At 29.2% G+C, this 21657-nt stretch carries 23 protein-coding genes, 1 pseudogene and 1 riboswitch; of the genes and pseudogenes, 7 read left to right on the top strand and 17 right to left on the bottom strand.

Annotated elements, in window-relative coordinates:
- Positions 1–60: 60 nt before the first annotated feature.
- The 8 genes from metE to tpx form a co-directional block, all read right to left on the bottom strand.
- Positions 61–2367 carry a 5-methyltetrahydropteroyltriglutamate--homocysteine S-methyltransferase gene (gene metE, locus ASC36_RS03195; protein WP_055425048.1) on the bottom strand — a complete coding sequence of 769 codons (2307 nt, stop codon included), beginning with the start codon at positions 2365–2367 and terminating at the stop codon, positions 61–63.
- A 199-nt stretch (positions 2368–2566) separates the two neighbouring features.
- Positions 2567–2754: riboswitch (cobalamin riboswitch) on the bottom strand.
- A 163-nt stretch (positions 2755–2917) separates the two neighbouring features.
- Positions 2918–3082, bottom strand: a complete 165-nt coding sequence (locus tag ASC36_RS11015) for a hypothetical protein (RefSeq protein ID WP_245630725.1) — start codon at positions 3080–3082, stop codon at positions 2918–2920.
- On the bottom strand, positions 3083–3526 hold the full coding sequence (locus ASC36_RS10620; RefSeq protein WP_245630733.1) for an oxidoreductase: 444 nt from the start codon (positions 3524–3526) through the stop codon (positions 3083–3085).
- Complete coding sequence (locus tag ASC36_RS11020; protein ID WP_260182339.1) at positions 3523–3645, bottom strand: hypothetical protein; 123 nt, start codon at positions 3643–3645, stop codon at positions 3523–3525. The genes ASC36_RS10620 and ASC36_RS11020 overlap by 4 nt, the downstream gene beginning before the upstream one ends.
- 60 nt (positions 3646–3705) lie before the next feature.
- Positions 3706–3867 carry a hypothetical protein gene (locus ASC36_RS10625; protein ID WP_141656186.1) on the bottom strand — a complete coding sequence of 54 codons (162 nt, stop codon included), beginning with the start codon at positions 3865–3867 and terminating at the stop codon, positions 3706–3708.
- Between the two features lie 119 nt (positions 3868–3986).
- Entirely contained in the window at positions 3987–4718 is a 732-nt protein-coding gene (locus tag ASC36_RS03205; protein WP_055425049.1) for an SIMPL domain-containing protein, read from the bottom strand.
- Positions 4719–4802: 84 nt separating this feature from the next.
- Positions 4803–5870 carry a class II fructose-bisphosphate aldolase gene (gene fbaA / locus ASC36_RS03210; protein ID WP_055425050.1) on the bottom strand — a complete coding sequence of 356 codons (1068 nt, stop codon included), beginning with the start codon at positions 5868–5870 and terminating at the stop codon, positions 4803–4805.
- 531 nt (positions 5871–6401) lie between these two features.
- The gene (gene tpx, locus ASC36_RS03215; protein ID WP_055425051.1) at positions 6402–6902 is read right to left on the bottom strand and encodes a thiol peroxidase; all 501 of its coding nucleotides are present in this window, start codon (positions 6900–6902) and stop codon (positions 6402–6404) included.
- A 243-nt stretch (positions 6903–7145) separates the two neighbouring features.
- Between tpx and ASC36_RS03220 the strand changes: the two genes are divergently transcribed.
- From ASC36_RS03220 to ASC36_RS03240, 4 genes and pseudogenes are all read left to right on the top strand, one after another.
- On the top strand, positions 7146–7664 hold the full coding sequence (locus ASC36_RS03220) for an NUDIX hydrolase (RefSeq protein ID WP_055425052.1): 519 nt from the start codon (positions 7146–7148) through the stop codon (positions 7662–7664).
- Between the two features lie 439 nt (positions 7665–8103).
- On the top strand, positions 8104–8427 hold the full coding sequence (locus ASC36_RS03225) for an MGMT family protein (protein WP_055425053.1): 324 nt from the start codon (positions 8104–8106) through the stop codon (positions 8425–8427).
- Between the two features lie 61 nt (positions 8428–8488).
- A pseudogene (locus ASC36_RS03230) lies at positions 8489–9877 on the top strand (Nramp family divalent metal transporter); the annotation flags it as partial.
- A gap of 725 nt (positions 9878–10602) precedes the next feature.
- The gene (locus ASC36_RS03240; protein WP_055425056.1) at positions 10603–11193 is read left to right on the top strand and encodes a Pr6Pr family membrane protein; all 591 of its coding nucleotides are present in this window, start codon (positions 10603–10605) and stop codon (positions 11191–11193) included.
- A 92-nt stretch (positions 11194–11285) separates the two neighbouring features.
- On the opposite strand, the gene tsf is transcribed toward ASC36_RS03240, so the two are convergent.
- The 4 genes from tsf to rplM form a co-directional block, all read right to left on the bottom strand.
- Positions 11286–12104, bottom strand: a complete 819-nt coding sequence (gene tsf, locus ASC36_RS03245; protein WP_055425057.1) for a translation elongation factor Ts — start codon at positions 12102–12104, stop codon at positions 11286–11288.
- Positions 12105–12127: 23 nt separating this feature from the next.
- Complete coding sequence (gene rpsB, locus ASC36_RS03250) at positions 12128–12928, bottom strand: 30S ribosomal protein S2 (RefSeq protein WP_055425058.1); 801 nt, start codon at positions 12926–12928, stop codon at positions 12128–12130.
- A 170-nt stretch (positions 12929–13098) separates the two neighbouring features.
- Positions 13099–13485, bottom strand: a complete 387-nt coding sequence (gene rpsI, locus ASC36_RS03255) for a 30S ribosomal protein S9 (RefSeq protein ID WP_055425059.1) — start codon at positions 13483–13485, stop codon at positions 13099–13101.
- 5 nt (positions 13486–13490) lie between these two features.
- A complete protein-coding gene (gene rplM, locus ASC36_RS03260; RefSeq protein WP_055425060.1) occupies positions 13491–13946 on the bottom strand; it encodes a 50S ribosomal protein L13 in 456 nt (151 codons plus the stop codon).
- Between the two features lie 265 nt (positions 13947–14211).
- Between rplM and ASC36_RS03265 the strand changes: the two genes are divergently transcribed.
- The 3 genes from ASC36_RS03265 (at position 14212) to recO (ending at position 18286) form a co-directional block, all read left to right on the top strand.
- Entirely contained in the window at positions 14212–15225 is a 1014-nt protein-coding gene (locus tag ASC36_RS03265) for an acyltransferase family protein (protein WP_055425061.1), read from the top strand.
- Positions 15226–15314: 89 nt separating this feature from the next.
- Complete coding sequence (gene porZ, locus ASC36_RS03270; RefSeq protein WP_055425062.1) at positions 15315–17561, top strand: type IX secretion system anionic LPS delivery protein PorZ; 2247 nt, start codon at positions 15315–15317, stop codon at positions 17559–17561.
- Positions 17562–17575: 14 nt separating this feature from the next.
- Positions 17576–18286: a DNA repair protein RecO gene (recO, locus tag ASC36_RS03275; RefSeq protein ID WP_055425063.1), complete on the top strand. Its 711-nt coding sequence runs from the start codon at positions 17576–17578 to the stop codon at positions 18284–18286.
- Positions 18287–18303: 17 nt separating this feature from the next.
- Here recO and mnmA read toward each other — a convergent pair whose 3' ends face one another.
- The 5 genes from mnmA to secG all read right to left on the bottom strand — a co-directional run bounded on the left by mnmA (position 18304) and on the right by secG (position 21657).
- Positions 18304–19488, bottom strand: a complete 1185-nt coding sequence (gene mnmA, locus ASC36_RS03280; protein WP_055425064.1) for a tRNA 2-thiouridine(34) synthase MnmA — start codon at positions 19486–19488, stop codon at positions 18304–18306.
- Positions 19489–19552: 64 nt separating this feature from the next.
- Positions 19553–19879, bottom strand: a complete 327-nt coding sequence (gene yajC / locus ASC36_RS03285; protein ID WP_055425065.1) for a preprotein translocase subunit YajC — start codon at positions 19877–19879, stop codon at positions 19553–19555.
- An 18-nt stretch (positions 19880–19897) separates the two neighbouring features.
- On the bottom strand, positions 19898–20350 hold the full coding sequence (locus tag ASC36_RS03290; protein ID WP_055425066.1) for a DUF1573 domain-containing protein: 453 nt from the start codon (positions 20348–20350) through the stop codon (positions 19898–19900).
- Positions 20351–20362: 12 nt separating this feature from the next.
- A complete protein-coding gene (gene nusB / locus ASC36_RS03295; RefSeq protein ID WP_055425067.1) occupies positions 20363–21268 on the bottom strand; it encodes a transcription antitermination factor NusB in 906 nt (301 codons plus the stop codon).
- A 62-nt stretch (positions 21269–21330) separates the two neighbouring features.
- Positions 21331–21657 (bottom strand): preprotein translocase subunit SecG, encoded by a 327-nt coding sequence (gene secG / locus ASC36_RS03300; RefSeq protein ID WP_055425068.1) that lies wholly within the window; start codon positions 21655–21657, stop codon positions 21331–21333.

The raw sequence follows: 21657 nt of genomic DNA on the forward strand, positions 1-21657 counted from the left end.
ATTTTATCGTTTACTATTATTATAAAATATAAGGCATTAATAAATTTAACTTAATTCATTTTAGCATTGTTCACGCAATTCTATTGCTGCACTTACCATTTCTATAAGTGCTTTCTCTGTTTCTTCCCACCCTCGAGTTTTAAGCCCACAATCAGGGTTAATCCATAATTGCTCTACCGGTATGCTTTTTATTGCTTTTTGTAACAAGGAAACCATTTCCTTCTTGGAAGGTATTCTTGGAGAATGTATGTCATAAACGCCGGGACCTATATCATTTGGATATTTAAATTCTGAAAAAATGTTTAATAATTTCATATCTGATTTAGAGCACTCAATAGTAATTACATCAGCATCCATATCTGCTATGTTTTGTATTATATCATTAAATTCTGAATAACACATATGTGTATGAATCTGTGTTTGATCTTTTACTCCGCATGAAGCAATCCTAAAAGCTTTTATTGCCCATTCTAAATATATTTTCCAATCTTTTTTTCGCAATGGAAGGCCTTCTCTAATGGCTGGTTCATCTATTTGAATAACCTTTATACCTGCCCTTTCTAAATCCAGCACTTCTTCCCTTATGGCTAATGCAATCTGAAAACATGTTTCCTTTCTCGGTTGATCATCCCTTACAAAACTCCACTGCAATATGGTTACAGGCCCGGTCAACATTCCTTTCACATGTTTTTTTGTTAAAGATTGTGCATACGAGGACCATTTCACGGTCATGGAATTAGGCCTGAAAACATCTCCATAAATAATAGGTGGTTTCACACAACGGCTTCCATAACTCTGTACCCATCCGTTTTTGGAAAAAGCAACTCCTTCAAGTTGTTCTCCAAAATATTCAACCATGTCGTTTCTCTCAAATTCTCCGTGAACCAATACATCAATGCCTATTTTTTCTTGAAAACGTATTGCTTTTTCTATTTCCTTTTTTATCAACTCTTCATATTCTAAAGGAGTTATCAATCTTTTTTTCAGTTTTGATCTCCAGCTTCGAACTTCAGATGTCTGAGGAAAGGATCCGATCGTCGTCGTCGTAAATAAAGGTAATTGCAATGACTTGGCCTGCTTTTTCTTTCGTTGTGAAAATACAGAATGTCTTTTATCTTCTACTTTTTCTATATTTCTTATTTTTTCTTTGACTTTTTCATTATGTATTAAAGTAGATGTTTTTCTACTGGTTGCAGCGTTTTTATTTTCTTGTAATTTTTTTTGCAGTTCAGGGGTATTTTCATTTTCTGCAAGTCGTTTAAGTGTTACCACCTCATCTATTTTTTGCTTTGCAAATGCCAACCAATTTTTAATTTCTGTTGAAAGAGCTTCGGTGTCTGTTTCCAATTCTAAATCTACAGGGCTATGAAGAAGTGAACAAGATGGAGCTATCATAATACGGTCTTCACCAATTTTAGAAATTGCTTTATGAATTAGTTTCAATGATTTATCAAAATCGTTTTTCCATATATTTCTTCCATCAACGATTCCCAATGATAACAATAATTTTTCCGGTATATTTCCTAAAATTTCATCGAGTTGTTCTGGACAACGAGCCAAATCAACATGTAAAGCTTGTACGGGAAGACTAAAGGCTAGATGTAAATTGTCTTTTAAGCCGTCAAAATAAGTGGTAAGTATTTTATTTATATAAGGAAATTGTTTATGGATTTCTTTATATGCATACTGGTAAGTTTCTTTAGCTTTTGCATCTAAATCCAGAGCCAGAAAAGGTTCATCGAACTGTACCCACTCAACCCCTTCTTTTTTCAACTTATGTAATATTTCTAGATAAACAGGGAGAATATCTTTTATTAAATCCAGTTTGTTGAAGTTTTCCTCTTTTTCTTTTCCCAACAATAAATAAGATACGGGCCCAACAATAACCGGTTTGGTCTTGATGCCTGCTTTTTTGGCTTCTAAATATTCATCTATAACTTTTGTAGAAAACAATGAAAATTTTTGATTGTTTTCAAATTCAGGTACAATATAATGATAATTGGTATCAAACCATTTGGTCATTTCCATGGCTTTTATATCAATACCTTCTTTTTGATACCCTCTTGCCATGGCAAAATATAAGTCTAATTCTGTGTTTGACTTATCCAGTATTACCTGATTATATCTTTTAGGAATTGCTCCAACCATTAAGGACATATCGAGTACCTGATCGTAATAAGAAAAATCATTAGAGGGTATCCAATCAATTCCTAAATCTTTTTGTGTTATCCAGTTTTGATGCCGGATATCTTTACTTGTTATCATCAGTTCTTCTACTGATGCTTTACCTGTCCAATATTTTTCACAGGCCTTTTTAAGTTCTCTGTCACTACCAATACGCGGATAGCCAAGATTGTGTGTCTGCATTTTTATAACTTTTTAAACGATTATATTATAAAAAGCTCTTATTGCTAAACTTCACAATGCTTTCTTTTTTTTATTAAAATTAAAGAAAAATTCAAAATAGGACTGACATATAAGTAAACTATCTAAGTAAATAATATATTCATGAAGTTTCTTATATCCAAATTTTATATTTTGTGATCTTGCTCTTAATCGCGAAAGCATTGTCAATTAAGAATAGGCAGGTCTCCTGGCTCATAACATTTTATCTACCTTCTCACCTTCATATCGGCAATGGTTTTTATTGATAAAATTTTTACTCGTTACTTACAGTTGCGCGTCAGCTCATGATTTTCACATGATTCCCTATTAAGTCGTTTTTACACAGCACCTTATTCTTGTTGATAAAGAAATTAAGTAAAGAACTTGTTTTATACAAAGATAAAAAACCTTTTCTTTTATTTCTTTATTTAAATAAAAATTAAATCCTGATCTCTATTTTTATATTACTGCTATTTTTGTACTTTTATTAATATAATTCTTTTAGTTGATCTTTAGAAGATTCTTTAAGCTTTTATAAATTTTCTTTTTTAATTTTCAATACCCATTTTGGATCTGAAAGTAGTGCTCTTCCAACTGCTATTAAATCTAATGTTCTATTTAATTCATCAAGAGAATTATCGGATGCTTGAAAACTTTGTCCTTTGAATGCCCCTATAAAGTCACCGGTAAGCCCCACTCACCCGACACTTATTCGATGGTTTGGCCGTAATTTTTTTTTTGCCCATCCTGCAAAATCTAAATTTGAATTTTCAAATCCCGGTTCCCAAAATCTTCGTTGAGAGCAATGGAAAATATCTACTCCTGCTTCTGACAAAGGTAGTAACCATTGCTCCATCTTTTCAGGGCTTTTGGCTAATTTAGCTATATAATCTTGCTGTTTCCACTGTGATAAACGCAATTTTATAGGAAAATCTTCTCCTAAAGCATTTCTAACAGCTTTTATTATTTCGGTGGCAAAACGACTTCTTACGGCTATTGTAGTACCTCCCCATTTATCTTTCCGTTTATTAAATTTATCCCAAAAGAATTGATCTATCAAATATCCATGTGCACCATGTAATTCTAAGGCATCAAAACCTTTTTTCTTAGCTTGATAAGCAGATTCAGCAAAAGCTTCTATTTTTCTATATCGCTTTCGCTCGTTTCCTTTCTTCCTTGTGTTTCCGGATTTAAAAGTCCGGAAGGCCCTTTAAAAGACTCTGACGGTTTCCAATTTTTATAGGTTGGAATTATTGCCATATGCCAAAGTTGCAAAGCTATTTCCCCATCATTAGCATGTACTTCCTTAATTACCCTTTTTCATCCCTCTAATACTTGTTCATTATAAAAAATAGGTACATTCGGATCATTGGATAAAGCCATCCTACGAACGAACGTTCCTTCTGTAATAATTAAACCTACTTCTGACTGTGCTCTTCTTTGATAATAATTAGCTACTTGTTTAGGTAGGTATGCCCTCATAAGCAAAAGACCGAGTTATAGTAGTCATTACTATCCTGTTTTTTAATTGTAGCTTTTTCGAATTAAACGGTTGAAATAATGTATGTTCCATTTTAATTTTTGATGGGTGGGGTTAATACTTATTTAATTTCATATTCTAAACGAATAGTAATATTTGCTGTTTTTTTCTTTGAAGATACATTAAATACTCCTCCCCACGAATAATCTTCTTCGGATGAATTTTGGGCAGTTATCTGAAAAACTCCTTGACTGGCATTTTTTAATTTCCCTAGTTTACACCCAGCATTAACTGCTATTTCTTCTGCTCTTCTTTTTGCATCTTTGGTTGCATCTGATATCATTTTTATTTTTAAATCAGATAATCTAGTATAGTAGTATAAAGGAGGACGGGAATATAGTTCTACACCGTTATTGATTAATTCTGTAATTTGACGTGAAAGATCTTCCACTTTCAGCACATCCTTAGATTCTATGGTTATAGTTTGATCTAATTGATATCCTGTAAAAATATTTTGATTTATCCCATCAACATATCTATAATCGTATTGTTTACTTATGTCAACAGATGAAAAAACCATATCTTTATTGGAAAATCCTTTGGACAAAAGATATTCTTTCACTTTTTGTCTATCAACATCCAATTCTGCATAGGCTTGTTTTAAATCTAGATTTTTCTTTGAAAAGTTTGCTTTCCATACTATTAAATCTGATTCAAAATCTTGAGTACCCAATCCCTTAACAATGATCGAGTGGGATTGGTTTCTTTTTTTGTAAGAATTGCCCAGAAAACACGCGGCGAGAACTACTGAAATGGATGCAATTAGTGTTGAAAATATTAGCTGGTTTTTCATACTTCTTTTTTTTTCAAATATACAATAAAAGCACCTTAAATTAAGATGCTTTTATTGTTATAATTAAATTTTATATTTTTATTTCTATAGTGTATTGATATTATTTAAATCCTCGAAAGCTTTTTCTAATCTTTTAGTGAATCCCTCTTCACATTTTCTCATCCATACTCTTGGGTCATAATATTTTTTATTGGGAGCTTCATCTCCGGTAGGATTTCCTACTTGAGTTCTTAAATAATCGATATTTTTTTCTACATAATCTCTGGCCCCTTCGGTATAAGCAAATTGTAAATCTGTATCAATATTCATTTTAACTACCCCATAACTTATGGCTTCTCTTATGTCTAATAGAGAGGAGCCAGATCCACCATGAAATACAAAATTAATTGGTTTAGAAGATCCTCCAACTTGTTTTTGAACATATTCTTGGGAATTATGAAGTATTTTGGGCTCTAATTTAACATTACCCGGTTTATACACTCCATGAACATTACCAAATGCTGCTGCAATAGTAAAATTAGGACTTATTGCACTTAATGCTTTATAAGTCTTATAAACGTCTTCAGGTTGTGTATATAATTTAGAACTTTCAACCTCTGAATTATCTACTCCATCTTCTTCTCCACCGGTAATACCTATTTCAACTTCTAAAGTCATTCCTAATTTAGCCATTCTTTCAAAATATTTTGAAGAGATAGATAAATTTTCATCTAATGGCTCTTCTGATAGATCCAACATATGTGAAGAATAAAGTGTTTTACCTTCTTTTTTATGGAATTCTTCACACGCATCCAATAAACCATCAATCCATGGTAATAGTTTTTTTGCACAATGGTCTGTATGTAAAATTACAGTTGCTCCATAGGCTTCTGCCAATGTATGGACATGTTTTGCTCCAGCAATTGCTCCTAAAACATCTGCTCTTAAGGACTGGTTTTTAAATCCTTTTCCTGCATTAAATTGAGATCCCCCGTTTGAAAATTGTATAATTATGGGTGCATTTACTTTAACAGCTGTTTCAAGAGCTGCATTAATATTGCTAGATCCTATAACATTACATGCCGGTAAAGCAAACTGTTTTTCTTTAGCATAGTCGAATATTTCTTTTACTAGCGATCCTGTTGCTACTCCTGCCGGAAATTTTCTGCTCATGTTTTTATAATTTTTTTTGTTATACTTTTTTAAATTGTAAATGTAAAAACTATTTATATCCCAAAGAGTTATTTCTTGTTGAAATTTCTCATGTTTTTATTTTTTTACAAAAAGTTATAATTTTAATTGAACTCATTGCTTTAATTTCTAATAATACAGCTAAAATTTTAAAAAGAATTGAATTATTTTTTAAAATTTACTGTGCTTCTTTCAAATTAAAAATTTAAATTATATAATATTAATATACATTCTCATATTTTTTCCTACTTACTTCTTTATATACCCCTTGTTAACTGCTAATCTCAATTATCGTACTAGTTTTACATTCTAAGTCTAAGTATTTTGTCAAAAAATAAGTTTTAATACATATGTTTGTATATAGTAAATATTTTAAAAAAAATATTTAAATTAAAGAAGGAACGAAAATAAATGTTTACTGAACTTAATTTTTTTTAATTACAAGCAGATATTAGCAAAAAATTCAAATGCCTCATATTAAAAATATAAGGCATGGTTTATCTAAATTTGTTTTTATTTTAAAATAGCAGCCATCACTTTTTCATAATTAGGCTCATTAGTCGTTTCCGCTACTTGTTCTTTATATATAATTTCACCTGAAACGTTAAGCACAATTACTGATCTGCTAAACAACCCTTTTAATGGACCATCCGAAAATTCTAAATTATATTCTTTACCGAAATTTGAACGAAATGCAGAAAGGGGAATAACATTATCTAAACCTTCTGCAGCACAAAAACGTTTTTGTGCAAAAGGGAGATCTTTTGAAATACACAAAACCACCGTATTTTCCATATCAGATACTTTTTCATTAAATTCTCTGACAGACATGGCACAAGTTTCTGTATCCAAGCTTGGAAATATGTTTAAAATAACTACTTTACCTTTATAATCCGATAATTTTTTTTCTGATAAATCCGTATCCACTAATATAAAATCCGGAGCTTTATTTCCAACTTCAGGGAGAGCTCCCAATGTATGTACTTCATTACCTTTTAATGTTATTGTTGCCATTGTATTATTTTTTAATTATTTTATTATTATTACACTAAATTTATAACGACTAATTTATGAAATAATATTAATTTTGATTATTTGTTAAATATTATATTATACAATCCTCATATCAATTATTTCTATTTAAAAGATTTTTTTACTATTTTGAAAATGATTTATTATAATTTTAATATAAAAAAAATTTTGGTTACACTTTTTTATAAATACTTAATTAAATTTGGATATTAAAACTTATGTAATATGCAACCAATTTTCAAATTCTGTCCCAATTGTAAAAGTAATCATTTAGAATATCCACACGGATCTAAGATTGTATGCTTAGATTGTAATTTTGAATATTATCATAATACAGCCGGAGCAACTGCTGTTGTCATTCAAAAAAAAGATAAAGTATTATTGACTATAAGAAATAAAGAACCTAAAAAGGGTTATTTGGATCTGGCGGGAGGATTTATTGATGCCATGGAAACTGCAGAACAAGCCAGCTTTAGGGAATTACAAGAAGAATTAAATATATCCATTGACACATCTAAGTTAAAATATATAAATTCATATCCCAATACTTATTTATATAAAGATATTTTATATAACACTATTGATTTATTCTTTCTTTATAAAGATGATAATTTATCCGTTGGAGATTTCGATCCTATTGAGTTAAAAGGTTATGTATGGAAAAATTTATCTGAAATAGATCTTAATGAAATTGCTTTTGACAGTCATAAAAAAACTTTATCTATTCTTAAAAAAATAGATTAACTTAATAATTATGGTTATTATAAGGCTATTTATTATTAATAATTTTTTTATCATGAAAAATAAATTCTATTTCTTAACTATTATGGAGCACAAACCAGTCTAAACTAAAAAAGAAATGATTCTGCATGTATTAGAATCATTTCTTTATTTTTGCTTTCGATTTAATAAAAAAACTATTTTATAGAAAGTAAAAATCACAAATTCTCATTTTTTATGATGTGTTTGAAGCCTAAACTCCCTTCTTTGCTAATGTAATGAATTTTATTCTATATCTAAAATTTATTATAAATAAATTAATAATATCAATTTTAATATTTTTTAATTATAAATTCCAATTTGCTGAATAATAGATATATTATCATTTTTTATTACATTTCAATAATTAAAATTAATTATATAGCATTTATTTGCTTACTTTAAAAAACTTTTCATTCACTCCATGAAAACAACCAATTTTTATGAAAAAGTATATCAAATTGTACGAAGAATACCTTATGGTAAAGTAACCACTTACGGTCTTATTGCTGCTCATTTGGGAGTTAAAAGCTCATCCAGAATGGTCGGATATGCTATGAACTCTTCTCATTCTTTACCAAATATTCCGGCTCATAGAGTAGTAAACAGAAACGGAATGTTAACGGGGAAATTTCATTTTCCCACCCCTACACTTATGGAAGAACTTTTACAAAATGAAGGAATCCGAGTTAAAAATGATATGATCATCAATTTTAAAAATTATTTATGGATACCTGAAAATGATTGATATTATATTTTATAATGCAAAAATTTAATTTATATTTGCAAATATTAGAAAAGTCTAACAATTGAGTAAGAAATCTCTGCAAGAAGTTCATGAAAGTATAAATACTGAAAATCCTAAAAAATGGAAAAGGATACTTTCTTTTTTCGGCCCGGCTTACCTAGTTGCTGTTGGATACTTGGATCCGGGAAATTGGGCAACTGATATTGCGGGAGGCAGTAAGTTTGGCTATGCTTTAATTTGGGTTTTATTAATGAGCAACATTATGGCAGTATTGCTTCAAGCTTTAAGTGCTCGATTAGGTATTGTTCGCGGGTTAGATTTAGCGCAAACCAATAGAGAGTATTACCCAAAATGGATGAACTATATTTTATATGGTTTTGCAGAAATAGCCATAGCAGCAACTGATTTAGCTGAAGTATTAGGAATGGCTATTGGGTTGCAGCTTCTATTTGGACTTGATCTTATCTGGGGGGTTTGGTTTGCTGCATTAGATACTCTGCTTTTACTTGTTCTACAACGATTTGGTATAAGGAAAATGGAAGCCTTTATCATCGCTTTAGTTGCGATTATAGGGGGATGTTTTCTTGTTGAGATGTTCTTAGCAAAACCTAATATAATTGAAGTTTCTAAGGGTTTTAAACCAACCCTTCCCAATACTGAGGCTCTATATATAGCAATCGGAATTATAGGAGCAACTGTAATGCCACATAACTTGTATCTTCATTCTGCTTTAGTTCAAACTAGAAAAATAAAAAGAGATTATGAATCTTTAAAAAGAGCTATTAAATATAACTTTTACGATAGTCTCATCGCATTAAATTTGGCATTTTTTGTGAATGCTGCAATATTAGTTCTCGCTGCCTCAACTTTTTATAGTGCTGGATTACATGATATTGATGGATTACATGATGCATATAAAATGTTATCCAATTTATTGGGCCCTCTAGCCCCCGTTCTTTTTGCCATTGCTTTAATTGCTTCCGGACAAAGTTCAACCGTGACCGGTACACTTGCCGGACAAATTGTAATGGAAGGATATCTCCACTTTAGAATGAATCCCGCCTTAAGAAGATTGTTGACACGCATACTTGCAATTATACCCGCTGTCATGGTAATAAGCATATTAGGAGATAGTTCCGTTAATGAAATGCTTATTTTTAGTCAAGTTCTATTAAGTATGCAATTAGGCTTCGCAGTGATTCCTCTCATCCATTTTGTTAGTGATAAAGATAAAATGGGAAGGTTTGCAATCAAATTACCTTTAAAAATTATATCTTGGATTGTATGCATAATCATTATTATTTTAAATATAAAATTAATTTATGATGAGGAAATTAATGTTTATAGTAATAAAGATATATCTTTAAGCGTAAAAATTATTTTAGGGGTTGTATCTATAGGTATATTATTATTCTTGTTTAACATTGTTTTATATCCTTGGATAAAGAGGTCACATAAAAATTAATCTATTATTCATCAATTACTTATCCAAAAAGTAAAAATTAATTATGCCCATTTTAAGTTATCGGTATAGCATCAGATTTTAGTAAAGGAGATCTACGTTTTTCAGTTATTTCCTTTTTCGACGTTTCTACTTTAATGATTGTATTATTTCCTGTCATTAAAATTATATTTGTCAATTTATAATTGAATATTGGCTTATTTAGATAAAATTTAACTTTATCTAAATAAGCCAACTGATTAAAAATTACCTGCTTAAATAAGTATATACACTTGTTGAGGCAAAATTAAGATTTGTTAATCCTGCGATTTTACTTCCTAATTCACGTAATGAAAATAAGATTGATATTTGTATTGATGGTAAAACATTACATTTGGTATTATGACAATAGAGTATGCAATAAAATGATCACTCCTATTTTAGTCGTATATACTTATACTTAAATTATTAACGTACTGCTTATTTTTAATTAATTATTTCTCTTATATGTTTCACATTATTTTAGATTATATACACAATTATATCAAACATCATTTACATCTAACCGTTACCTTGTTTTTTATAAAAATTTTATATTTTGCATAAATTTTATTTAATATTTATCTAAAGTTTACCTTTGCTTTCTAACTTTTACAATTTTTTGCTTTTATAATAGTTATAACCTCATTATTTAAAATTTATGAGATATTTTATTAATTTATCAATTGTTTTTTTTGGTCTTTTTCAGCATTACTACAGAAAGTTATACTTTTATCTATGGTGACGTTCATCCATTAATTTTAAATGAAAAATCTTATTTAAATCGTTTTATTTATTACTACAGTTATTTTACTATTCAATCTAATTTGGCTGTTGGAATTACTTCATTAATATTGCTTTTTAAATCTGATTATTCTAAAAAATGGTTTCGTATTTTACAATTAGATGGTATTATTTGTACAACTATTACTTGTATAGTATATAACATTGTTCTAAGACATGATCATAAACTTAAAGGTATTATAATATTAACCAACGAAGCTTTACACGTAATAATTCCTTTTTTATCAGCATTATACTGGATATTATATGGTTTTGTACAAAAATTAGATAAAAAAATTGCTGTCTTTGCTATTTTTCCTCCTCTCATTTATATTATTTATATTTTTATAAGAGGTCATTTCACAGATATATATCCCTATCCATTTCTAGACGCAAACAAAATAGGTTTACAACAAGCTGTATTAAATACATGTGGAATTATACTCTTATTTTTATTTCTTGAATTTATCTTACTATATATGGATAAAAAATTGAAAAAATGAATAAATTCTAATTCTTAAATTTATTTAAATAATATATATCTAAAATAAAAAAGACTGCATAAATGCAGTCTTTCTAATATATAACTTTTGAATTATAATCTTATAAACCCGGTTATTTTAACTTCAGGATCAATTGATTTCACATAATCTTCAACTGAAATTTTTTCACCCATTATATAATCTTGCTTTAACAAGGTATTATCTTTAAAAAACTTATTTAATTTTCCTTTAGCTATATTTTCAAGCATAGCTTCCGGTTTACCTTCTTGACGCAATTGATCTTTAGCAATTTCAAGTTCTTTTTCAATTACACTAGAATCAACCTGTGTTTCATCTAATGCAATTGGGGTCATTGCTGCAACTTGCATTGAAATATTTTTAGATACTTCAGCTGCATTGCCGAAAGACTTTGATAAACCAACTGCAGAAGCTATTTTATTTCCGGCATGTATATATGAACCTACAAATGGAGCTTCTAATTTTTTAAATCCGGATATTTCTATTTTTTCACCGATTACTCCCGTTTGCTCGATAAGTTTTTCACTTACAGGAATACCATTGAAATCGGCTGCTAATAATTCTTCTTTGGTATTGAAATTTAATGCAAGTTTTGCAAAATCCTTAGCCAATTTAACAAAATCTTCATTTTTTGCAACAAAATCTGTTTCACAGCTTAATTTAATTACAACTGCCTTTGTATGGGCGTCGTTTACTGCAGCTATTACTGCTCCTTCAAGATTTTCTCTATCTGCTCTATTTGCAGCAACTTTTTGTCCTTTTTTTCTTAATAAGTCAACCGCTTTGTCGAAATCTCCTTCTGCTTCAACTAAAGCTTTTTTTGAGTCCATCATTCCTGCTCCTGTAGCATTTCTTAGTTTTGCTACATCAGCTGCTTTTGGTGAATATGACATCTTTATTTTATTTAAATTTAATTTTATTCTGCATTATTTTCTTCACTATTATCAGATACTTCAGAGTCATTAGTATCTTGCATTAAAACGTCTTCTTCTTCTGCTGCGCCTTCTTCTTTTGCCTTGGCTTTTTCAGCTTTTCTCACACTTAACCCTTCTTTAATAGAATTGGTAACTGTTTCTAATATCAAATCTATAGATTTTGAAGCATCATCATTACCCGGAATAGGAAAGTCTACCAACTGAGGATCTGAATTAGTATCTACGATTGCAAAAACAGGTATACCTAATTTTTTAGCCTCTGTCACAGCGATATGTTCTCTTAGTATATCTACTACAAAAAGAGCAGAAGGTAAACGAGTCATGTCAGCAATAGATCCTAAGTTTTTTTCTAATTTTGCTCTTTGACGATCTACTTGCAGTTTTTCTTTTTTAGATAGAGTTTCAAAAGTACCGTCTTTTTTCATTCTGTCAATTGAATTCATTTTTTTCACTGCCTTTCGAATGGTAACAAAGTTTGTTAACATTCCTCCGGGCCATCTTTCTGTAATATAAGGCATGTTTACAGATTCTGCATGTTTAGCAACAATATCTTTTGCTTGCTTTTTAGTTGCTACAAATAGAATTTTTCTTCCTGATGTAGCAATTTTTCCTAAAGCGTTAGACGCTTCATCTAATTTTACAGAGGTTTTGTGTAAATCAATAATGTGGATCCCATTTTTCTCCATAAATATATAAGGAGCCATATGTGGATTCCACTTTCTGGTAAGGTGACCAAAATGCACACCTGCATTTAAAAGGTCTTTTACGTCTACTTTTGCCATATTTTTTTTAGTTTACGTTCCGCTGTTTTTGCAATCAACTTAAAATTTAACTTTTAAGTTTGGATGCTAAACTAAACGACAAGTTAAAATTGTTTATTAAAATCGTTATTTTTTTATATAAAATAACCACTACAATAAAATAGTGGTTATAAGTATTTTTATTAGTTGTATTAACGTTTAGAGAATTGGAATCTTTTACGCGCTTTTTTCTGTCCAAATTTCTTTCTTTCAACCATTCTAGGATCTCTGGTTAAAAGTCCTTCAGGCTTTAAAATCGTTCTATTTTCTTCATTTAGTGATACTAGAGCTCTAGACACTGCCAGTCTAATAGCTTCAGCCTGTCCGGTTACTCCCCCTCCATATACATTTACTTTAATATCGTATTGACCTAATGTCTCAGTTAATTGAAAAGGTTGCGCTATTTTATATTGTAATACTTCTGTAGGAAAGTAAACTTTATAGTCTTTTCCGTTTATAGTAAAGTCTCCTTTTCCTTCAGAAAGATATACTCTTGCAACAGATGTTTTTCTTCTTCCTATTTTATGTGTAACTGCCATTATTTTTAGATGAAAGCGTTAATATCAAATGTTTTAGGTTGTTGAGCAACTTGTTCATGCTCTACTCCTTCATATAAGTATAAATTTTTAAGTACTTTTCTTCCCAATTTATTTTTAGGAAGCATACCTTTTACTGCATACTCCAACAATCTTCTTGGATCTTTTACCTTAATTTCGGCAACACTTGAAAATTTTTGTCCACCGGGATATCCTGTATGTCTCACATATTCTTTTTGTTCTGTTTTATCCCCGGATAAAACAACTTTTCCTGCATTGATAATCACAATATTATCACCACAATCTGCATGTGGAGTAAAATTTGTTTTGTGTTTTCCTCGCAATATTTTAGCTATTTTAGAAGCTAAACGCCCTAATTTTTGTCCTTCTGCATCAATAAGTAACCACTCTTTATTTGCAGTCTCTTTATTTGCCGATATGGTTTTGTAACTTAGTGTATTCACTTTTCTTCTTTTTCCTTTATTAAAAATCGCCCTAAATAGGGTTGCAAATTTAAAAAATATTTTTAATTTAACAAATATCTTATGAACATTTTATCGATTTTATGTGAGTTATTGTATATACCTTTAGTTCTTTAGGTATTTTATATGCTCAATTTATTTACAAAAAAGATGATCGTAAGAATTTTTTTATTTATTAAAAATTTTAGATTTTTTAATTTATATTAATTATAATTTTATTTATTATTTATTAAACTAAATACTAATAATGCGCAAAAATAATTTTGATTTTTTACGGTTATTGTTATCAATTTTAATTATTATAACTCATTCATATGATCTGAAAAATAATAATACTACTGACTTTTTAAGTGATTTTTCTGGATTTAGTGTTGCTTATTTAACTGTAAAAAGTTTTTTTGTTATGAGCGGTTTTTTAGTGTGCAACAGCTTATTAAGGAGTTATTCTTTATTTATTTTTTACTGGAAAAGATTTTTAAGAATATATCCGGGGCTTTTTGCAGCATTATTCTTTACCATTTTGTTATTACCTTTTGCTTATGATAAGAGTTTTTCAGATTATATCACTAATAAGGATGTCTATACTTATATACCTAACAACTTATCCTTATTCAACTTGCAATATACTGTCTCGGGAATATTTGAAAATAATCCGTTTCCTAAAGTAATTAATGGCTCATTATGGACTTTACGTTATGAATTTTTCTTTTACATTTTAATTTCATTTTTATTTTTCATAAAAAAATATCATTTGTTTTTAAAGATATTTTTAATAACTGTTTTATTCTCTAACATGGTCTTATATTTTTATTTTACTGCTCATAATCCCTCTTCTATTCAAATTCACTTTACAGACCTTTCTATCTCTTTCATTTCAGGGGTTTTATTTTCTGTTTTCAATTTCCACAGACTTAATTATAATTATATTAAAATTATTTTTTTTGTTTCGCTATTGTTATTTTTTTTATTTGCTAGAATTTTTGATGAGCACTATTTTTTATTTTGCCAATATTTTATTTTCCCTTTTATCGTAATTTGCTTTGGATTATTATCTATATATCCATTAAATAAAATAAATATCATAGGTGATCTTTCCTATGGAATCTATATTTCAGCTTTTGTTATACAACAATTTATTATTAATTTTTCACCTGAAATTCATCCACTTAATTTAGCTATATTTACTTTCATTTTATCTTCAACATATGCATACTTTTCGTGGCATTTTATTGAAATTAAAGCTTTAAATCTAAAAAAATAAATTTTTCAATATTTTTCAAATAAATAAATACTATTTTCACTAATTTTCCACTAAATCTATTAAATTTACATGCTATATATGTCATTTCTATGAAGAAGTTTACTTTCTTACTTTTATTAATTATTACCGGTCTTTGCCACTGCCAAAGTTCAAGATGGAAAGATTATTTTTCTTATTTTAATGTTAAAGCAATTCAACAAGTCGATAATCTTATTTTCTGTGCTTCTGAAAACGGGTTATTCTCTTATAATAAATCAACCGGAGAATTAAAAAAAATCTCAAAAGCTAACGGTCTTCATGAAGTTAATATTTCTGCTTTTGCTTATAATTCCAGTAATAAAACTTTACTAGTTGGGTATAACAGCGGTAAATTAGATATTTTAAAACAAGATAAGATCCATTTAGTTGTGGATATCCCTTTTGATAAAAATTATCAAGGTAATAAAAAAATTAATCATATATATACTGAAGGCAACTATGCGGTACTTTCAATGGATTTTGGAATAACTTTATTCGATTTAAAAAAACTTGAATTTAAAGAAACTTGCTATTTTAAACAAAGTCTCAATTACTATAAAGTCAATAAAAGCGCAATATTGAATAATAAAATATTCGCTGCCTCAACTAGTGGAATTTATTCTCACGATATAGATAATATGCTTCCTAATTTTTCTGCCTGGACTCACACTAACAATGGAATTAATTTTAATCAAATAGCTAAAAATAATTCATCCTTATTTATTAGCTCTAACAATACTATTTATAAAAGTGATGATGGAGGTATTACCTGGCAAAATAAAGGTAATTATATTGATTTAAAGGATATCGTTTCAATTGATGGTTTCCTTTTATTGATTCAAAAAAATAAAATATTTTTATTAGATAATTTCTTAAAAGTTTTAAAATCAATGGAATTTTCTGATGATCTAAATACCGGTTTTTATTCTGATGGTATTTTTTATGCAGGAACACAATTTAAAGGTCTTATTAGAAACAATACTTACGTGGTACCGGATGGCCCCTTTAACAACCGTTCTTATTCATTAACCATCTGTGATAATCAATTGTGGGTAGCCCCGGGAGGAAGAAATATAGATAATTATTATCAAACGAATCCTAATACCTTTGGTTTTTATCATTTTAATGGACAAAGATGGGATCATGTATCAGCCGAGAGCATTAATGATGAACGATATATTATGAAAGTTATTCCTAATTGTAATAATACTCGTGAAGCCTTCATTCTTTCCTATGAAAATGGTTTGTTAAAGATGGTTAACAATCAATTGAAATTTATTTATAATCGTACTAATTCGCCAATAATTGAATATGAGCGATTGGTTGGCGGTGATTTTGATGCTGATGGGAATTTAATTTTGATTCAAACCTTTGCAGCTGAATCTGCCAATGGGGTAAACAATGCCATTATTATAAAAACTCCAAGTGATCAATTTAAATTTTTAAGCCTTTTACCAAAAAGAGTTAATCTTACCGGAGGAGCTATGAATCCTTATATTGATTCCCAAGGATATATATGGGTACCCTCTCCAAGAAATAATGGACTAATAGTATATAAATATAATCGGACTCCGCTTAATACATCTGATGACAAAATTTATTTAATTGATTCTAATAAGGATTCAGGAAATTTACCCTCTAATAATATTTTATGTGTAAATTTAGATAAATCCGGAACTGCGTGGATTGGAACTGATAGTGGTCTTCGTATATTACGTAACCCATATCAATCATTAGAAACAGGTAATTATAATACCGAAAGGATTGTTATTACTCAAAATGGTTTAGGTGAAGAAGTTTTACGAGAGACTAAGATTACAGTAATTAAAACCGATGCTGCTAACAGGAAATGGATAGGTACACATAGCTCAGGGGTTTTTTATTTATCTGAAGACGGAACCACTCTTTTAAATAGATTTACTGAAGAAAATTCCCCACTACCCTCCAACCTCATCACCGATATACAAATTGATAAAACCGGAGAAGTATATTTTGTTACTCCATCCGGTATTGTTTCTTATAGAAGCGACATTGTTGATTCCGACGATGAATTTGGAGATATTGTTGCGTATCCTAATCCGGTCAGGCCCGGTTATACAGGAAATATAACTATACGCGGTTTAGCCCACGATTCTTTTGTCAAAATTACAGATGTTGCAGGTAACCTCGTTTATGAGACTAAAGCTCCCGGAGGAGTTGCAACTTGGAACGGTACTAATTTTAACGCTAAGCCGGTCTCTTCCGGAGTATATTTAGTGTTAGTAAGCAATTCGGAAGGGAAAAAACATGCTACAACTAAAATTGCAATCATTCGATAAGATAAGTTTAATAAATGATTCAAACCACTAAAGCTATTGTTTTGTCTTTTTTAAAATATGGAGATTCTTCTCTTATTGTTAAATGCTATACTGAAAAATTTGGTTACAAAGATTTTATTTTAAAAAATTCTTTTTCGAAGAAAAATAGAAAAAGTCATTTTATTTTTTTATTTAATGAAATCGAAATTACGTTTTATTCCAATAATAACAATTCTTTAAAATTAATTAAAGAAATTCATCAAGCCCACATTTTTAATACTATTCATACGAACATTATTAAATCATCAATTATAACTTTTATTGGAGAAATAGTGAACCAAACTCTTAAAAAAGAGGATGCACAAGACTTGTCTTTATATAATTTTATAAAAAACAGTTTAATTGATTTAGATGTTAAAGACAGTTATTTTTCTGATTTTCATCTTTATTTTTTACTGCATTTTTCTAAATATATTGGTTTTTATCCTCTGGAAAATAATTCAGATTTCCCTTTTTTCAATATTAAAGAGGGTATATTTTCTCTAAAGGCTGATACTGTTTCGAGGGAAGAAAATGCACATCTATGGAAACTGTTACTTACTTATGATTTCAAATCTTTAAAAAATTGCTTTAATTCATCACAGCGTAAGCAAATGCTTTCTGAAATTTTAACTTATTTTGATATGCATTGGTCTAATTTTAATAAGCCTATTTCATTAAATATTTTAAAACTTATTTTCGATTAATAATTTTAGCTAAATAATTAAGAAATAACCCCACTTCCTATTAATTCGTCGTCAACATACCAAGCGGCAAACTGCCCTCGGGTTATTGCTGATTGCAAATTTTCGAATTCGATATATAGTCTCTTTTCAAATTGATATAAAACTGCATTTTGTAATGATTGTCTATATCTTATCCTTACTCTTACTCTTAAAGTATCTCCGATCTTCATTTTTAAGTCCTCTCTAACCCAATGTACTTCATTTTGATCAATAAATAATGCTTTTCTAAATAAACCGGGATGATTTTTACCTTCACCTACATAAATCGTATTATTTCTTACATCCGTATCAATTACAAAACACGGCTCAACATGTCCTCCTATACCCAATCCTTTTCTTTGCCCGATTGTGTAATAATGAGCCCCTGAATGTTCTCCAATGATTTTTCCATCTGCTTCATTATAATTTAATGGAGTAGACAAATAAATCAATTCTTCTTCTTTGGATTCAAACGATTGTTCTTCTGTTTTATATATAGAATTGTCTGAAAAAATTTCAATTAATTTGCCTTTTTTAGGTTTTAATTTTTGTTGTAAAAAATCAGGTAATCTAATTTTACCGATGAAGCATAATCCTTGAGAATCCTTTTTATATGCAGTGATTAAACCAATTTCCTGTGCAATTTGCCTTACTTCGGGCTTAGTTAAATTTCCTATAGGAAATAATGTTTTGGACAGTTGATATTGGTTAAGCTGACATAAAAAATAAGATTGGTCTTTATTGGTATCTAAACCCGATAAAAGCCGATAAATTGTTTTATTTTCGCCATCAAATGAATTAATTCTAGCATAATGGCCGGTTGCTACTTTATCTGCTCCTAAAGATAAAGCCGTTTTAAGAAATATATCAAATTTGATTTCTCTGTTGCATAAAATATCCGGATTCGGGGTTCGTCCTGATTCGTATTCATGAAACATATAATCAACAATTCTTTCTTTATAAATTTCAGAAAGGTCTACTACTTGGTAGGGTATATTCAGTTTTCGAGCTATCAGCATTGCATCATTACTATCTTCAACCCAAGGACATTCATCTTCAAGTGTAAATTCAGAATCATTCCAATTCTTCATAAAAAGACCTATAACTTCATGACCTTGTTGTTGCAATAAATATGCTGCAACGCTTGAATCTACCCCCCCGGATAAGCCTACTACTACTTTCATTCTATATAATTAAAAGGCATACTCTATTATTATAGAATATGCCTTAAGTTTTATTTATATTCTTTTATTTTTTTGCTGGTGAATTTTCCGAATATCTGGCTATGGATAATTCTCTGGAAATTGCTGATTTTTCAATTTTTATTTTACCGGCCATAGTTTCTATAATTAACCCATCATCCATAATTTCTGCAACTTTTCCATGAATACCGGAAGTGGTAACTATTCTTGTTCCTTTTGCTATATTATCTTGAAAATTCTTTTCTTGTTTTTGTCTTTTTGTTTGCGGCCTAATAAAAAAGAAATAAAACACCACAAATAGGAGTACTAAGGGAAGGAATGCTCCTGCTTGTTCCATGAAACTTCCTTTTGCTTGTAAAATTATTGTTAACATTTTTATTTAAATTTATTTTTAATTAACTTTTGCTTGAAATTTAATTAATTTAGTTTCAAAGTTGCCTGAAATCGCTATAATTTTAACTACCTCTCCCTCAAAATTAGATGAATCGAAAGTAACCGTAACTTCACCTTTCTTGCCCGGATATACCGGTTCTTTAGTATATTTAGGAGTCGTACATCCACAGGAAGGCCGTACTTCTGAAATTAATAAGGGACGTTTTCCAATATTGGTAAATTTAAAAATATGGGTAACTTTTTCTCCCTTTTTTATATCTTTAAAATCATACGTATCTTCACTAAATTTTATAACAGATTCTTCTGTTATTTTAGGTACTTCATGACTACTATTATTTTGGGTATTATCCTGAAGTGTACTTTCTATCTGCTTTTGAGAAGATTTTTTTTTATTGCAACTGAATGTGATTAACAGACCAACTATTAAAAATACTACTGCTGATTTTTTCATATGTTAGAATGTTTAAACTTTATTCATATCTCTTGCGTATCTATCTAAAATACCGTTAATAAATACATTACTTTTCGCACTTGAATAAACCTTTGCTAATTCAATGCATTCATTAATTACTACTTTAGCAGGAACTTGTGGAAAATAATTAAGTTCTGTAAATCCCATTGCTAATATGATTTTATCTATTTCTGCAATTCTATCCAGTTCCCAATTATTTGATCTTTTTTCGATTAATTTTAAACTTTCCGGATAATGCTTTACCGTTGTCCTAAATAGATTTTTTGCAAATAAAATACCTTCATCCGATTTTAAAACTTGAATTAATGTATCAAATGGCGCACCTTCCTCCATAGATTTTATAGTCTTCAATGTCATATTATTTGCAATATGTATATCGTCAGCCCACGAAAGCTTCAATTCTTCAAACCATTCATACATGATATCATTATCTGCTATATGTTTTAAGAATAATTTAAGCAATATTTTTTTCTCAGATTCAAAATCTGTTTCTTTACTTTGCATATACTCTAAATAACTTCTGGTAGTTTGAAATTTTTTAAAGATAATAGCCGGATAATTATTATTTAAATGCCACGATAATTCTAAATGTTTGTCTGAATACTCTTTTCTTGCTTTGTTTTTTTCTAACAACTCAAATATTCTATTATTAACAAACTTAAGATTAGGATTTTTTTCCTCTTCTGTTGCAAAACGTTTTTGCTTTTTCCTTTCAATAACTTCAAGAGCATAATCTCTTATAGCCAATAGAAGATTTAACTGATAAATGTATAAATCATATATCTCATCTATAGACTGAAACATACTTTTTTCAACATATTCTAACTCATTCACACTTATATTATATGCATATAGAACCTGTAGAATTTTTTCTCTAATTTGCCTTCTTCCTAACACATCGATAAATTTTTAAGAACATTATTAATTACTATTTTTAGTGTTAATTACTATAGTGTATTTTATTTTACGTTAGTTTTTGGCAATGCCTGTTCTTGCTGAGTAGTTGAAGACTGATTTGAATTTTTGGTTGGAGTTGATGTATATATAGTTGGCTTTGCAATCAATACAGATGCAAAAATTGATAATAATACTATTACCCCTCCTAAAGTCCAAGTTGCCTTTTCCATAAAATCATTTGTTTTTTGAACACCAAACATTTGTGTGCCACTACCTCCGAAAGTTGAACTTAACCCTCCTCCTTTTGGATTCTGAGATAAAACAACTAATATTAGTAAAATGCACGCGATAATGATGAATATCATTAGTATTCCATATACTGCTGTCAT

Source organism: Apibacter mensalis (assembly GCF_001418685.1).
GTDB classification, from domain to species: domain Bacteria; phylum Bacteroidota; class Bacteroidia; order Flavobacteriales; family Weeksellaceae; genus Apibacter; species Apibacter mensalis.